Origin of the sequence: Trichococcus patagoniensis, from assembly GCF_003051085.1 — a bacterium.
GTDB lineage: Bacteria > Bacillota > Bacilli > Lactobacillales > Aerococcaceae > Trichococcus > Trichococcus patagoniensis.
The window spans coordinates 1-14,662 of sequence record NZ_QAOM01000001.1; the positions used below are offsets into that span (position 1 = coordinate 1).

The following is a 14,662-nucleotide window of genomic DNA, read 5'->3' on the forward strand; positions in this document are numbered from 1 at the left end:
GTCACACCTGTTCCCATCTCGAACACAGAAGTTAAGCTTCTTAGCGCCGATTGTAGTGAAGGGTTTCCCTTTGTGAGAGTAGGACGTTGCCGCGCTTTTTGCTTTTCCGCAATAGCTCAGTTGGTAGTAGCGCATGACTGTTAATCATGATGTCGTAGGTTCGAGTCCTACTTGCGGAGTTTTTCGGTTAAGTCTCATGCATTTGATATGAATAAGATTTTATCGGAACTTGGAGAGTTGTCCGAGCGGCCGAAGGAGCACGATTGGAAATCGTGTAGGCGGGTTAAACTGTCTCAAGGGTTCGAATCCCTTACTCTCCGTATTCCCAGTATAATGAATATCTTGGTCCGTTGGTCAAGCGGTTAAGACACCGCCCTTTCACGGCGGTAACACGGGTTCGATTCCCGTACGGATCATATTTACCAGCATTATGGAGGTTTAGCTCAGCTGGGAGAGCGTCTGCCTTACAAGCAGAATGTCGGCGGTTCGATCCCGTCAACCTCCATTGGTTCCGTGGTGTAGGGGTTAACATGCCTGCCTGTCACGCAGGAGATCGCGGGTTCAAATCCCGTCGGAGCCGTTTTTAAATTTTATTTTGGTCTGATAGCTCAGTTGGTAGAGCACTTGATTGAAGCTCAAGGTGTCGGCGGTTCGAATCCGTCTCGGACCATTTTTTATATGTTGGAGGGATAGCGAAGTGGCTAAACGCGGCGGACTGTAAATCCGCTCTTTCGGGTTCGGCAGTTCGAATCTGCCTCCCTCCATTTTTTTTGGATTAAATTTCAAATTCGCACCATAGGGGTATAGTTTAAAGGTAGAACTACGGTCTCCAAAACCGTCAGTGTGGGTTCAAGTCCTACTACCCCTGTTTTTTAAATTAATATCATGGCGATCGTGGCGAAGTGGTTAACGCACCGGTTTGTGGATCCGGCATTCGTGGGTTCAATTCCCATCGGTCGCCCTCTTTATTGGGCTATCGCCAAGCGGTAAGGCAACAGACTTTGACTCTGTCATTCGTTGGTTCGAATCCAGCTAGCCCAGTTTTTTTCAAACATTTTCCAATAGCAACATCTCGGCGGTATAGCCAAGTGGTAAGGCACAGGTCTGCAAAACCTCTATCACCGGTTCAAATCCGGTTACCGCCTTTCCGATAGGTGATCTATCGTAATTAATTTATTATCATGCCGGCGTGGCGGAATTGGCAGACGCGCTGGACTCAAAATCCAGTGCCCGCGAGGGCGTGCCGGTTCGACCCCGGCCGCCGGTATCAGATAAATAAGCTTGTGACGATGATTTCATCGTTGTGGGCTTATTTTTTTTGCATAGCGAATCGTAGTTTGGGTTATAATATAATCAGTGAATTTGTATGCGAAAGTGGGTAGTGTGATGGGTATCGTTATGAGGGAATTTAGCGACAATGATTTGGGAGCAATGGCAAGTATTTGGAATCATGTCGTTATGGAAGGTAAGTATTTCCCCCAAGAAAACGGCTTATCAATGACTGAAGCGGCAGTCTTTTTCGCGGAACAGTCTTTTACCGGCGTAGCGGAAGAAGATGGCGTATTAGTTGGTTTGTATATTCTTCATCCCAACAATATCGAACGTTGCGGTCACATCGCGAATGCCTCTTACGCTGTTAAAGAGGATCAAAGAGGGAAGCGCATTGGTGAGAAACTTGTGGTACATTCGCTGGAGATGGCTAAGCAGGCCGGGTTCCGCATCATGCAGTTCAATGCGGTGGTTGCCAACAATAAGGGAGCGATTCACCTCTACAAAAAATTAGGGTTCAAAGAATTGGGGACCATTCCTGGGGGCTTTAAAATGGATGACGGCAGTTTTGTGGATATCATGCCGTTTTATCTGGAGTTAACCTGAGTCGAACTCGTGCAATTGGGTAGGGAAGAGCGAGACAGACTTCTGCCTGAATATAAAAAATTTCGTCGCAATCAAGATAGATTGCGACGAAATTTTTTTTTGCATCTATTACCAGGAAAGCAAATTATTCCTTCAGATCCATTTGTCTTATGCGGCGGGATTCTTCCAATTTTATCGAATTCTTTAGTTTGTAGGTGTAATGTTTTATATATTCTGTCGAGAAGAAGCAAGCATAGAGCACATTTAGAATGAACAGTATCGATTCTTCGGTAGAGAAATTGCTGATCTTTTTGTAGAGTCCCTCCCTGGAGGAAATGGTCAGAACGGTATCGATCTCCTGTCTCATATAATTGTACCCATCGCTTGTTATACCGATGAGTTTCACACCTTTTGAATTCATATCCGGTATGAATTTCATCGGTTCCCGGGAGACATCATTTCCAGAGTACGAGATGACGATGGCAGTATCCTTATTGGTCAGAGAATAAGCGATTATACCGATTTCACCAGGAGGAGCCACTTCGACAATTTTGCCGATCGTCGCCATTTTTCGTCGGAAAATTTCAGCCAGCAAGTTATTTGGGCTCATTCCCAGCACAACGATTCTGTTCGCGCCGATCAGTTTCCCTACAGCCTCTTCAAGAGCAGCGGTATCGATGCGGTCGGCGGTGTCATTGATGCTTTCGATTTGGACTGTGGAGATGTTTTGAACGATCTTCTGGAAAGAATCATTTTTGTCGAATGGGATATTTGGGCTGATGGCGGAATAATGCGTCTCTTCATAGCGGATTTCTTCTATCAATGTCTTGATCAGTTCTTTCCAGCCGCTGAATCCCAGTGATTTTGCAAAACGGACCAATGTCGTTTTCGATGAATAGGTTTGTTTGGAAATATCATTCATTGAATAGTTGTTAAGGTCATCCTTGTTGTGGATTAAAAATTCAGCAATTTGCGATCGGGAGTCTTTATATAAAATCGTATAGTCTTCGATTTTTTGAATAAGTTTCATGCAAGCACCTCCATTGGCGTTTGTTTTATACAGTAATAACAGTACACTCCAAAAAGTATTATATCAGAAACCTTCTGCAGTTATGAAATTTTATGAAAACGTTTCGCATTATTTCGCCTATTCCAATGAAGTTGGTTGTTTCCACGAAACGCTGTGCCGACTTGGATCCGATGTATTGTAAGCGCACCTCTCAAGAAGTATAGTCGATATGTAAAGCGAAAGCGCGCTATTCAATAAAAGAGAGGGGTTTCCCAGATGAGCAAAAAGTATGAACAGTTAGCTAAAGACATCGTTGGATTGGTTGGAGGAGAGATAAATGTCCGCAATTTGATCCATTGTCAGACCAGACTTCGTTTTGATCTTTATGAGGCATCAAAAGCAAATGTTGCGGAATTGAAAGCATTGAATGGAGTTGCGGGAGTCATCAACAGCGGAGGGCAATTTCAGGTTGTGATCGGCACACATGTCAGCGAGGTTTATGAAGAAATGCAGTCATTGTTGGGTGAAATGACCGAGTCTGTCGACGCTTCGGATAACAAAAAGAAAAATGTGGCCCTTATGGCTGTCGAATTCATTTCTTCAGCATTCACCCCAATCATCCCTGCGATAAGTGGAGCCGGTATGATCAGAGCTTTGCTTGCATTATTGGTATTATTCAAAGTTATTTCCAATGAGAGCCAAACATATTTCGTAATCAATTTCATGGCTGATGCCGTTTTCTATTTCCTGCCGTTCCTATTGGCTTCCACTGCAGCCAGAAAATTGAAATGCAGTCCTTATCTTGCGATGGCTTTAGCCGGCGTGCTGCTGCACCCGAATATGGGAAGATTGATCACGGAAGGGAATCCAGTGGAAATTTTCTCCATGCCGATGCGCTTGGTGAATTACGGATCCAGCGTCATTCCGATTTTGCTGATCGTCATCGTTCAGTCTTATATCGAAAAATTCTTTAACCGAGTGATTCCGAATGCAGTCAAAATCGTATTCGTTCCGATGTTCACGATTCTGTTGACAGGCATCGTCGCATTGGTTGCTGTCGGACCGATCGGATCATATGCAGGTGAATATATTGCTTTAGGGTTTGAAATCATCCGCGGCGTTGCTCCTTGGGCACCTGCAGTCATTGTCGGAACACTCTTGCCGATCATGGTTATGTTCGGTATTCATACAAGTGTCGGACCGTTGGATGTCATCCAATTGACTTCTGTGGGATATGCAAATATTTTTGGGCCGGGAGCGATGGTTTCGAATATCGCGACAGGCGTTGCCGCGTTGGTCACCAGCCGTGTCACTAAAGTAGAATCTGAGAAGCTACTTGGCACATCAAGCGGGATCACTGCTTTGATGGGGATCACCGAGCCGGCGTTGTATGGTATCGCTCTACCGAAGAAATATCCGCTGATCGCAACAATGATTGGTGGGGGAGCAGGTGGATTGTATGCTGGTTTGAGCGGCGCTTCGAGATATGCGACAGGCTCATCCGGTTTGCCGGCCATCCCTTTGTACATCGGGGAAGATATTTCCAACTTGTACAATATCCTCATCGCAATTGCAATCAGTGCAGTAACGACAGCCATCGCAACTTACCTGCTGAGTTTGAAATATGAGAAACCGGCTGTGGTAGTTGTCGAAGCGAATGAAAGGACAGCGTCTCAAACAACCCAAGTTTCGTCTGTCAGCATCAAGAGTCCGATCAACGGTGAAATGCTTCCGCTATCTAAAGTGCAGGATGAAGCTTTTTCTGGGGAAATGTTGGGTAAAGGCGTAGCCTTTGAACCTATTGAAGGCAAAGTTGTTGCGCCTTTCGACGGGGAAGTAGTCAGTCTGTTCCCCACAAAGCACGCCATCGGTCTTCTGTCCAATGATGGCGTGGAACTGCTGATCCATGTAGGCTTGAACACCGTTGAATTGAACGGGAAATTTTTCGAAGCACATGTCAAGCAATGGGACAAAATCAAGCAAGGTCAGACTTTGTTGACCTTCGATCTGGAAAGCATCCGCGAAGCCGGTTACGTGACTCAAACACCAGTGGTCGTAACGAATACTGGCAACTACAGCGACGTGAAACACGATGATTTGGGAATTAAAAATAGCAACAATGTGATGCTGACGGTTCACATTTAATCAGGAGGAATTTAAAGTATGACATTACCAAAAGATTTTCTATGGGGTGGAGCAAGTGCCGCCAATCAGGCAGAAGGAGGCGTTCTTGAAGGCGGAAGAAGGCTATCGAACATTGATGTCATGCCGACCGGACCAGATCGCAAGCTGATCGCGGCCGGCAAGCAAAAGATGCTGGAGTGGGATGAGGAGCATTATTATCCCGCTAAAGAGGCGATTGATATGTATCATCGCTATAAGGAAGATATCAAATTGTTCGCAGAAATGGGATTCAAAGTTTATCGGATGTCCTTATCCTGGTCAAGAATTTTTCCGAATGGTGATGACCAGGAGCCGAATGAAGAAGGATTGCGCTTCTACGAGGAGGTTTTCAAGGAACTGCGGAAGTATGATATCGAACCTTTAGTCACAATCGCTCATTTCGATGTACCCTTGCACCTGATCAAACAATATGGCTCATGGCGAAACCGCGAATTGATTGATTTATACACCAAATATGCAAGAACCGTCCTGACGCGTTATAAAGGATTGGTGAATTACTGGCTGACGATCAATGAAATCAATATTCTGCTCCACCAACCTTTCGTAGGCGGCGGCATCGTCTTTGAAGAGGGTGAGAACGAGAATCAGGTGAAATATCAGGCTGCCCATCATCAGTTGGTCGCCAGTGCAGCAGCCACTAAGATCGCACATGAGATCGATCCGGACAACAAGGTGGGCTGCATGTTGGCCGGCGGGAACCACTATCCGTACATGTGCCGCCCGGAAGACTATAAGGAAGCGATCGATCGCGACCGCGAAGGCTACTTCTTCATCGATGTCCAGGCGCGCGGGAAATATCCGAATTACGCCCTGAAGAAATTTGAGCGGGAAGGCTTGGAAATCAAGATGGAGCCAGAGGACAAAGACATTCTGGCTTCTGCGCCGGTGGATTTCGTTTCCTTCTCATACTATTCCTCTCGGACAGTCAGCGCGTACGCAGAAGATTACCAACAAACGACCGGAAATATCTTTGCAACCATCAAGAATCCGAACTTGCCATCTTCCGAGTGGGGGTGGCAAATCGATCCGATGGGTCTGCGCAATTCATTGAACCAAATGTATGACCGCTATCAGAAGCCACTGTTCATCGTTGAAAACGGCCTGGGCGCGGTCGATGTGCCTGATGAGAATGGGTTTGTCGAGGATGAATACCGGATCGAATATCTGCGCAAGCATATCGAAGCGTTCACCGATGCCGTCGAAATCGATGGGGTCGAGTTGCTGGGCTATACGACTTGGGGATGTGTCGATCTGGTCGCCGCCAGCACCGGCCAGATGAGCAAACGTTATGGGTTCGTCTATGTGGACCGGGATGACGAAGGCAACGGCACTTTGGACCGCTTCAAGAAAAAATCATTCTATTGGTACAAAAAAGTCATCGAAACGAATGGCTTGGACTTGTCCAGCGACAATCTGGAAATACAGGAGCCAACAGCTGTTCCTCAGTAGTTGATGCAGGGGCATAGATTTAAATTTTCCTATACATGATCGAAAAAAGAAGTTTGAAAGAAACCACTATGGGTGGGAAATCTTTCAGACTTCTTTTGGCGCCAACCTTTTCCGTTTGTTGTATACTGTATACGAGAAAGGATGAGAACTTTATGAATATCTCTGAAGCTGCAAAAATTATGGGGCTCACAGCTGCGACGCTGCGTTACTATGAACGTGAGGGTCTGATCCCTCCCGTGACCCGAAAGAATGGCGGTGTCCGGGATTATCAAGAGGATGACCTTGGTTGGATCGAGTTCATAAAATGTATGCGCAGTGCGGGACTGTCCGTCGAGTCGCTCGTTGAGTATACTTCTTTATTCAGAAACGGGATGGATACAGCAGAAGAACGCAAAAATATCCTGATCAGAGAGCGGGACCTGTTGCTCCTGAAGTACAAGGAAATCGGCGAAACGATCGAACGCCTGAACGGAAAAATCAAAAGCTATGAAGGCGATCTGTGGGAATCGGAGGAGAGCCTGCCCCATTAAGATATGCAGAACCAAAGAAACCAACAGCGGATAAGCGTGCTGCTGGTTTTTTGCTTTCCGGAAGTACAAACTTAACGGAAGAAAGAGAGGATTGCTGACCTGCAGTAGGAAATGATATAAACTTCAACCTTGACTTAAAGTCAAGGTTAAGTGTTAAAGTCAAACTATCAAAGAATCAGAGGAGGAACATAAAATGAAATCATTGACAGAAAAAGTTGTCATTATCATGGGTGCTTCAAGCGGAATAGGTGAAGCGACCGCGCGGCTATTGGCTGAAAGAGGGGCAAAGCTTGTGATCGCGGCACGTCGCGAAGATCGCCTTGCTGAAATCAAAAGTTCATTGCCGGATGCAGAACTTGTCTATCAAGCAGCAGATGTTTCCAATTATGAGGATGTAAAAAAAGTGGTCGATTTAGCTGTCGAAACTTATGGCCATGTCGATGTGCTGTTCAACAATGCAGGAGTTATGCCTACCGCTCCATTGGTTGAAGGTCGCCGGGACGAGTGGAAAGAACTGTTGGATATCAATATCATGGGTGTGTTGAATGGCATTTCTGCAGTACTGCCCTTGATGGCAGAGCAAAAATCCGGTCACATCATTTCGACCGATTCGGTAGCAGGGCATGTCGTCTATCCTGATTCAGCGGTATACTGCAGCACAAAATTTGCTGTGCGCGCCATCATGGAAGGATTGCGTCAAGAACAACGTATGAACAATATTAAATCGACCATCATTTCTCCGGGGGCTGTGCAAACAGAATTGTACAAAACAATCAGCGACAGCAAGACGGCCGAGGAAGTGCGCAAAGCACAAATAGAATGGGGCTTGACGTCGGAAGATATCGCCACGGCAGTAGTATTTGCGATCGACACGCCAGATCGGATGTCCATCAGTGATATGATTGTCCGTCCGACAACACAAGCGGTGTAACCAGGAGCCAGCAAGGCGGTGAATAAGGCAACGAAAAAAAATGCTGAATAATGCTGCTTGGCTCAGCTTGCGATCAGTCCAACCAAAAAAATCCCTTCCGACATCAACTGCTCAATGTCGGAAGGGATTTTTTGATGTAGTGATGAAATTAGCGGGACTGGGCAACTTCCGTAAAACGGATTAAGCCAAAGCTGCCAGTATATCCCTTACGATCCACTCAGGCGTCAGATGGAATTCTTCATAAAGCGCCTCAAGCGGAACATTCTCCGTGAAGGCTTTCTTCGCGCCAATGTTCAGAACTTTGACAGCTGAAGCCCCATAGAAGGCCGCAATCTGTTCACAGAATCCGGCCAGCCAAAGAACCGTCCTCAAGCGTTGCGATCAGGTCAGGGGTTGCTTCCAAGTCCTTCAGAGTATCTGCATCTACCTCTCTGATGGAGCGCGGATTGACGAGGGTGATGTCCTCGCCGGTCTCGACTTTCATCTGATCAGTGACTTGTTCGCCGAGGGAAAGGAAAGAACCCAATGCCAGGAGTGCCACTCGTTTGCCTTTGTGGAGAATCTCATAGGTTGGCGATTGGAAGTCGGCCATTTTATTTTCTCTTGAGACGGCCGGTCCGTTCGGCAATCGGATGGCGATCGGTCCTTTCTCCTGTTGCAGAGCCCAATCCAGCATCGCAAGCAATTCTTCCTTGCTGGTCGGCGCAAGATAGTTGAAATTAGGGATGCTCTTGATCAACGGAATATCGAACAGACCCAGATGCGTCATCGCTCCACTAGATATATTCCCACCGCCGATAATCAAGACAGCCAGCAATTCATTGATGGCCAGATCTTGCGACAATTGGTCATAGGCTCTCTGCAGGAAGGTCATTGAGTGGAAGACAACCGGTTTGACGCCTTGCGAAGCCAAGCCAGCCGCAAACGTAATCGAGTGACCTTCCGCGATGCCGACATCGAAGAAGTGTTCCGGATGCGCGGCTTTGAACACATTCAGGCGAAACATGCCAAGGATGGCGGCATTGATGGCTGATCTTGTTCAATAGCAATGAGCGGATCTCTCCAGCCAATTGATCCATTTCTACGAGATTCAGTTTCTTCACGTCAAATGGGTTGTTCACTTTATCAATAATTGTTGTTTGTAGTGTATGAAAATCCAAGTCGCTCCTTTTGATTGTACGTGCAGTTCTCAAGAATGTTCCTGTTCGTAATGTTCTATTTTCTTGTTCAGTTTTTCCAGTGTCTTGCCTAGTTCATGGTAACGTTCTTCCATTTTTTTCTGTTCTTCGATCAGGATTTCCTTCCTAGCAACGACGGTATCCTTTCCCTGATCGAACAAAGAGGTGTATTCGATCAAAGATTCGATCGACAAACCGGCATTGCGCATGCACTTGATGAAATCGATCCAGCCAAGATCAGATTCTTTATATAACCGGACGCCACCGTTGCCCCTGGTCACGGGCGGAATCAAACCAATCCGTTCGTAATAGCGCAAGGTTACCGCTGTCAGTCCTGATTTTTCTGCTGCTTCTGAAATATTCATTTTTCTCACCTCTGCTTGGCATAATTTGTTTTATAGGCAAAGCTTACAACTTAAAGTTAAGGTTAAGTCAAGCGAAATTTTCAAATGGATAAAATTTCCTATTCCCTGTTGACTTAAAGTCAAGGTTAAGTGGTAGAGTTGAGTCAGTTAAACCAATGAAAAAGGGGGCAATTATTATGAGTTTCAAAAAGGATTTTCTTTGGGGTGGCGCGACTGCCGCAAATCAGTGTGAAGGGGCTTTCGATGCAGATGGGAAAGGGCCGTCCGTTGCGGATGCGATGCCGGGCGGGAAGCAACGTTTCGCTATTTTGAATTCGCAGGAATTCGACTGGTCAATCGACAAGGGGAAATATGGTTATCCGAACCACATCGGGATCGATCACTACCATCGTTTCAAGGAAGATATCGCCTTATTCGCTGAAATGGGCTTTAAAGCCTATCGCTTTTCAATCGCCTGGAGCCGAATTTTTCCGCGGGGCGATGAGGAGACACCGAATGAAAAAGGCTTGGATTTCTACGGGGAGCTGATCGACGAATGCTTGAAATACGGAATTGAACCGGTCATCACTTTATCCCACTACGAAATGCCGCTGTATCTGGCTAAGGAATACGGTGGCTGGAAAAACCGTAAGATTGTTGGCTTCTTTGAACGTTACGCTAAAGTCGTCCTGGAACGTTTTGCATCAAAAGTAAAATATTGGATGACATTCAATGAAATCAATTCGGCTTTAGAATTTCCGACATTGTCGCAAGGGCTGATCCCGAGCACGGGTGCCGATGACTTCACGAACCGTTTTCAGGCTTGGCACCATCAATTCATCGCAAGCGCTCTTGCTGTAAAGATCGGCCATGAGCTGCGCGAAGATATCCAGATTGGTTGCATGCAGATCTATGCGCCATTCTATCCATTGAATGCGCATCCGGAAAACCAATTATCTTCGCAATTTAAAGAGAGGGCTTTCGACTATTTCACGAGCGATGTGCAAGTAAGAGGGGCTTATCCGACATACACGAACCGTCTGCTGCAGGAATATGATGCCAAAGCGCCAGTCATGGAAGAAGGCGACCTGGAACTGATCAAAAATTATACGGTTGATTACATAGGCTTCAGTTACTACATGAGTATGGCGACTGATGTCGTCGGGACTCCGGGGGAAAGTGATGCAGCTGCAGGCAACCTGATGGACGGTGTCAGAAATCCATTCCTGAAGGCGAGCGAATGGGGCTGGCAGATCGATCCGATGGGCTTGCGCATTTCCCTGAATGATCTTTGGGATCGTTATCAAGTGCCGTTGTTCATCGTCGAAAATGGTCTTGGTGCAAAGGACATCAAGGAAGCGGACGGTTCCGTACAGGACGATTACCGCATCGACTATCTGAAGGAACACATCAAGGCGATGCATGAAGCTGTTCTGGATGGGGTGGACCTGATTGGCTACACACCTTGGGGTTGCATTGATCTTGTGTCCGCATCCACAGGAGAGATGAGCAAGCGCTACGGCTTCATTTATGTGGACCTAGATGACGAGGGCAACGGTACATTGGAACGCTCAAAGAAAAAATCCTTCGGCTGGTACAAAGAAGTGATTGCCACAAACGGCGAGATGGTATTGGAGGATTAAGTTTGGAAAACTGGACCGGCTCGATGATCGTGACGCAAATGGTTCTCAGCTCCGGTAAGCGGAGCACTCACCGGAGTACAGCTTAAACTATCAGCCGAACCTCCGACGAGGCTCTCCCCAACGGAGATGGCAATCAGAATATTGGCTGAACTCCGTTGAAGCCACTGCTCACCGGAGCAGGCGCACGTTACCGTCCTCAATGCTGTCCGCACCCAGTAAAGAATAAAGAAAACACGCACATCCTATACCGGTGTGCGTGTTTTGGCATTCATGGACTTTTTTAAGCAGTTTGGATTTCCAGAGCAGCCGGGTTTTCCTCGCTCTCGAAGTCTTCCTTGCGTAACTGTTTCCGTTTGACCGTGTAAAAGAGGATGATCATCAGATTGAAGGCAATCAGGATCGCCAACAGGATGAACAGATCCATGGAGATGCTGCCGTCGAGTCCGAACAGCTGACGATAGGCATCAATCGAATAAGTCATCGGCAGATAAGGATGGATCGCCTCAAAAAAGCTGTTGGACAGCTGGATCGGATAAGTACCGCCGGATCCAGACAGCTGCAGAATGAGGAAAATCAGCATCAGGAAGGAGCCGACTTTATCAAAAAGCAGATTGAAGAACATGACGATCGACACCGAGACGAGGGCGGTCAGAATGGACAGCAACAGTAATTTTCCGATCGAAGATGGCGCCAAGCCGTTCACGTTCACAAGCAGTCCGACCATGATAAGGGCTTGGCAGATGCCGACAGCGGCAAGGACAGAGATTTTGCTGGCCCACCAGCTGCGGCCATTTTTCGGATAATTGCGCGGAGTGAAGATGTCATACATCAAGTTCAGACTGATGGCGCCGACGAAGAGCGCAACGGACATCATATATGGCGCCATCGCGGTGCCGTTATTGGCGACCGGAGCCGTTTCGATCTGGTTCGTGACGACCGGTTCAGCCATCATCGCGTAGGTGTTCTCGTTTGCATCGACTGCGTTCAGAGCGGTGCTCCCGTCGAGCAATTGAGAACCCAGTTCATCTGTGCCGCTCAACAATGTGATCAATCCGGCATTCAGTTGTTCTGAACCATCCGCTAATTGACCGGAGCCGTCACTGATTTTTTCAGCTCCGACAGCAAGTTGACTGGTACCATCGGTCAGCAGGCTGCCGTTTTCGACAAGTTGTGTGGTTCCGTTGGCCAGTGCTTTGGTTCCATCCTTGAGTTCTGCCGCGCCTGTTGTAAGGGTCCCGGTCTGCTCGTTCAGGGTCTGCAAGCCGGCACTCACTTGAGTATTGCCTTCCGTCAGAATTTGTCCGCCTTCAGCCAATTGTTCGGAACCATTACTGAGTTGGGACAGGCCGTCAGCAAGCTGTTGGGAGCCGCTTTGTGCGTTGCTGATGCCAGCCTGGAGCGATTTCCCACCGGTAAGCAGGGCTTGGGTGGTTGCACCAATCTGGCCGTATCCGGAAACGAGAGTCGTCGCACCGCCGTAAACAGTGGCATAGCCTGCAGACAGACTACTGATGCTGTTTTGGAGAGCAGTCACTTGCTGCGTGATGGCGGAAGCATCTATCCCATTCAAGCCGGACAATGCTGAGAGGTCATTTGTGATCGTCTGTATGGAACCGGATTGTTCATTCGCAATGACGGTCATCTGCGCTGAGACGGCTTGGTTGACAGCCGCTTCCTGATCGTTCGTCAATTCGGTTCCGCTTTGGGCGATTGCAGCCATAATGGCAGTTGTGTTGCTGGCGGGATCCGCGGCAGCAAGGATGGTGTTCAATTCTGCTTGGAACGACGCAATCGTGGTGGATAAGCCGTCCAATTGGGATAGGGCGGTCGCCAAATCCTCTGACAAACTGGATTGCTGCAGTTGGCTGTCGAGAGTTTCAATGCCGTTTTTGATCTGGTCAAGCCCGCTCTGCAACGCAGTCAGTTTTGCTTGTTGTTCCGCACTGGTGAGACTCGTGTTAAGCGCCGCTAAGCCTGCAGTCAACGATGCGCTGCCTTCCGACAGTTGGCCCATGCCGCTGTTCAAGGTGTCCATACCTGTCGAAAGCATGAGGCTGTTCGTCGCCAAGCTGGAAATCCCGTTGCTCAACGACACACTGCCGGCAGCCGCAGCAGCCGCGCCGTCATTCAGTCGGCCGACGCCTGTTTGCAATGCCGGCATAGCGGCTGTCAGCTTGGCTGCACCATCGTTCAATGCAGTGGCGCCGGCATCCAACTGGCCGACTCCGTTCAGATACGTTTGCAGCCCAACCGCCAGCGTCTCGGCTCCGTCACGGAAGCTAAGGGAGCTGTCCGCAAGCACCTGGAGATTCTCGCTCAAGCTTTCGTTGCCTTCCTTGATCTGGACGGTCCCGTCGCTGAGTTGTGCGCTGCCATCCGCTGCCGTCTGCATGCCTTCTGCGACGGTCTGAAGTTTGTCAAAGATGGTCTCTGCGTAGATGGCCGTCACCTCAGCGGAGATGGAATCTTTGATTTCTTTGGCGGCGGAAGCCGTCAGTTTTGAAGCGATATAGCTTCTGCCTGCACTGGTCCTGTATGTCAATGCCATCGGATTAGGCGTTGCATCCAACAAGGTGATCGCATTTTCCGAGAAGTTCTCGGGTATGGTCAGCGCCATGTAATAAGTACCATCAGCCAGTCCGGCTTCGGCTTCTTCCTCGGACACGAAATGAAAGTCCAGGCTGTCGGACTTCTCTAAACCGGCGACAAGCGAGTCACCGATCCCCAATGTTTCTTCATTATAGGAGACGGCCATGTCCTGATTCACAACGGCGACCGGCAGTTCGGCCAGTTTGCCGTAGGGATCCCACATGGAACTGAGGAAGAGGACGGTGTAGAGGGAAGGGATCAAGCTGATCCCGAACAGGATAATCAACATTTTTTTCGTTTTGAGGATAGACTTCCATTCTTGTTTCAACAAGGTGCTGCACTTCCTTCATTTAATTTTCTGCGGACAGGACGATGGACTCCCAATCAGTGGCGCCGATCCTGTCTGAGCCTTCGACCAACAGCGAGTCGAGCGTGTATTTCTCCAAGCGGCTTTTGAATTGCTGTTCCGCATCGAAGAATACTGCGAGGACCTCCTGTTTCTTGTCTCGGATTTTATCCGCACGCAGGAAAACCTTTTCGGCCAGATTGGTAGGCCTGACAAAGCTGTGTGCGCCTTCGATCGCTTCGTAAATATGCAGCATCGTGATTTCTTCCGGTGTCCGGCTTAATCTGAACCCGCCGTCTTTACCGGCTCCGGAATCGACCAATCCTGAAACAACAAGGGAGCGCATCACTTTTTTCAGATAGGAATCGGAAACGGACAGACGTTTGCTCAGGATAGCGCTTTTTATCGGACGCTGATCGATTTGGGTCGCCAGCATGATCATAATGCAGATGGCCTGTTCCACACCGCTTTTCATTTTCATCATTTTCGCCTTCTTTCGTGGATATATTTTATCCATAGATGTATTTTATCTCTTAATATCTGATTGTTCAAGTGAAAGTATTCGTTTTGAGTGCAAAAAAATAGCCGAGCAAGCCAGGAAGCGG

Annotated in this window: 12 protein-coding genes, 12 tRNA genes and 1 rRNA gene; 19 read left to right on the forward strand and 6 right to left on the reverse strand. The window is 48.0% G+C overall.

Annotated elements, in window-relative coordinates; all coding sequences use genetic code 11:
- From rrf to C8U37_RS00070, 14 genes are all read left to right on the forward strand, one after another.
- A 5S ribosomal RNA gene (gene rrf / locus C8U37_RS00005) occupies window positions 1-95 on the forward strand; the annotation flags it as partial.
- Between the two features lie 10 nt (window positions 96-105).
- Window positions 106-179: transfer RNA gene (locus tag C8U37_RS00010), tRNA-Asn, on the forward strand.
- A gap of 52 nt (window positions 180-231) precedes the next feature.
- Window positions 232-320, forward strand: a tRNA-Ser gene (locus C8U37_RS00015).
- A gap of 24 nt (window positions 321-344) precedes the next feature.
- A tRNA-Glu gene (locus tag C8U37_RS00020) sits at window positions 345-416 on the forward strand.
- Window positions 417-432: 16 nt separating this feature from the next.
- Window positions 433-505, forward strand: a tRNA-Val gene (locus C8U37_RS00025).
- 2 nt (window positions 506-507) lie between these two features.
- Window positions 508-580 (forward strand) — tRNA-Asp (locus tag C8U37_RS00030).
- A 17-nt stretch (window positions 581-597) separates the two neighbouring features.
- Window positions 598-670: transfer RNA gene (locus C8U37_RS00035), tRNA-Phe, on the forward strand.
- A 13-nt stretch (window positions 671-683) separates the two neighbouring features.
- Window positions 684-764: transfer RNA gene (locus C8U37_RS00040), tRNA-Tyr, on the forward strand.
- A gap of 33 nt (window positions 765-797) precedes the next feature.
- Window positions 798-868, forward strand: a tRNA-Trp gene (locus C8U37_RS00045).
- A 20-nt stretch (window positions 869-888) separates the two neighbouring features.
- Window positions 889-961, forward strand: a tRNA-His gene (locus C8U37_RS00050).
- Window positions 962-969: 8 nt separating this feature from the next.
- Window positions 970-1,041 (forward strand) — tRNA-Gln (locus tag C8U37_RS00055).
- Between the two features lie 33 nt (window positions 1,042-1,074).
- Window positions 1,075-1,145 (forward strand) — tRNA-Cys (locus C8U37_RS00060).
- A 38-nt stretch (window positions 1,146-1,183) separates the two neighbouring features.
- A tRNA-Leu gene (locus C8U37_RS00065) sits at window positions 1,184-1,267 on the forward strand.
- A 119-nt stretch (window positions 1,268-1,386) separates the two neighbouring features.
- Window positions 1,387-1,875, forward strand: a complete 489-nt coding sequence (locus tag C8U37_RS00070) for a GNAT family N-acetyltransferase (protein WP_108031155.1) — start codon at window positions 1,387-1,389, stop codon at window positions 1,873-1,875.
- A 124-nt stretch (window positions 1,876-1,999) separates the two neighbouring features.
- Here the strand turns inward: C8U37_RS00070 and C8U37_RS00075 are convergent, their stop codons facing one another.
- The gene (locus tag C8U37_RS00075; protein ID WP_108031157.1) at window positions 2,000-2,884 is read right to left on the reverse strand and encodes a MurR/RpiR family transcriptional regulator; all 885 of its coding nucleotides are present in this window, start codon (window positions 2,882-2,884) and stop codon (window positions 2,000-2,002) included.
- Window positions 2,885-3,139: 255 nt separating this feature from the next.
- Between C8U37_RS00075 and C8U37_RS00080 the strand changes: the two genes are divergently transcribed.
- The 4 genes from C8U37_RS00080 to C8U37_RS00095 all read left to right on the forward strand — a co-directional run bounded on the left by C8U37_RS00080 (window position 3,140) and on the right by C8U37_RS00095 (window position 7,957).
- Complete coding sequence (locus tag C8U37_RS00080; RefSeq protein WP_108031159.1) at window positions 3,140-5,008, forward strand: beta-glucoside-specific PTS transporter subunit IIABC; 1,869 nt, start codon at window positions 3,140-3,142, stop codon at window positions 5,006-5,008.
- Between the two features lie 18 nt (window positions 5,009-5,026).
- Complete coding sequence (locus tag C8U37_RS00085) at window positions 5,027-6,496, forward strand: 6-phospho-beta-glucosidase (RefSeq protein WP_108031161.1); 1,470 nt, start codon at window positions 5,027-5,029, stop codon at window positions 6,494-6,496.
- 152 nt (window positions 6,497-6,648) lie between these two features.
- Window positions 6,649-7,026: a MerR family transcriptional regulator gene (locus C8U37_RS00090; protein WP_108031163.1), complete on the forward strand. Its 378-nt coding sequence runs from the start codon at window positions 6,649-6,651 to the stop codon at window positions 7,024-7,026.
- Between the two features lie 193 nt (window positions 7,027-7,219).
- Window positions 7,220-7,957 (forward strand): SDR family oxidoreductase, encoded by a 738-nt coding sequence (locus C8U37_RS00095; protein ID WP_108031165.1) that lies wholly within the window; start codon window positions 7,220-7,222, stop codon window positions 7,955-7,957.
- Window positions 7,958-8,137: 180 nt separating this feature from the next.
- Here C8U37_RS00095 and C8U37_RS00100 read toward each other — a convergent pair whose 3' ends face one another.
- From C8U37_RS00100 to C8U37_RS00110, 3 genes are all read right to left on the reverse strand, one after another.
- Window positions 8,138-8,329 (reverse strand): hypothetical protein, encoded by a 192-nt coding sequence (locus C8U37_RS00100; protein ID WP_108031167.1) that lies wholly within the window; start codon window positions 8,327-8,329, stop codon window positions 8,138-8,140.
- Window positions 8,295-8,963: a transketolase C-terminal domain-containing protein gene (locus C8U37_RS00105; protein WP_108031169.1), complete on the reverse strand. Its 669-nt coding sequence runs from the start codon at window positions 8,961-8,963 to the stop codon at window positions 8,295-8,297. Before C8U37_RS00105 ends, C8U37_RS00100 begins: the two co-directional genes overlap by 35 nt.
- A gap of 183 nt (window positions 8,964-9,146) precedes the next feature.
- Complete coding sequence (locus C8U37_RS00110) at window positions 9,147-9,500, reverse strand: MerR family transcriptional regulator (RefSeq protein ID WP_108031171.1); 354 nt, start codon at window positions 9,498-9,500, stop codon at window positions 9,147-9,149.
- A 176-nt stretch (window positions 9,501-9,676) separates the two neighbouring features.
- Here C8U37_RS00110 and C8U37_RS00115 point away from each other — a divergent pair, with 176 nt between their 5' ends.
- Complete coding sequence (locus tag C8U37_RS00115) at window positions 9,677-11,122, forward strand: glycoside hydrolase family 1 protein (protein ID WP_108031173.1); 1,446 nt, start codon at window positions 9,677-9,679, stop codon at window positions 11,120-11,122.
- 280 nt (window positions 11,123-11,402) lie between these two features.
- On the opposite strand, the gene C8U37_RS00120 is transcribed toward C8U37_RS00115, so the two are convergent.
- Window positions 11,403-14,042 (reverse strand): YhgE/Pip domain-containing protein, encoded by a 2,640-nt coding sequence (locus C8U37_RS00120; protein ID WP_108031176.1) that lies wholly within the window; start codon window positions 14,040-14,042, stop codon window positions 11,403-11,405.
- A gap of 19 nt (window positions 14,043-14,061) precedes the next feature.
- A complete protein-coding gene (locus C8U37_RS00125; RefSeq protein ID WP_108031178.1) occupies window positions 14,062-14,538 on the reverse strand; it encodes an RrF2 family transcriptional regulator in 477 nt (158 codons plus the stop codon).
- Window positions 14,539-14,662 lie beyond the last annotated feature (124 nt).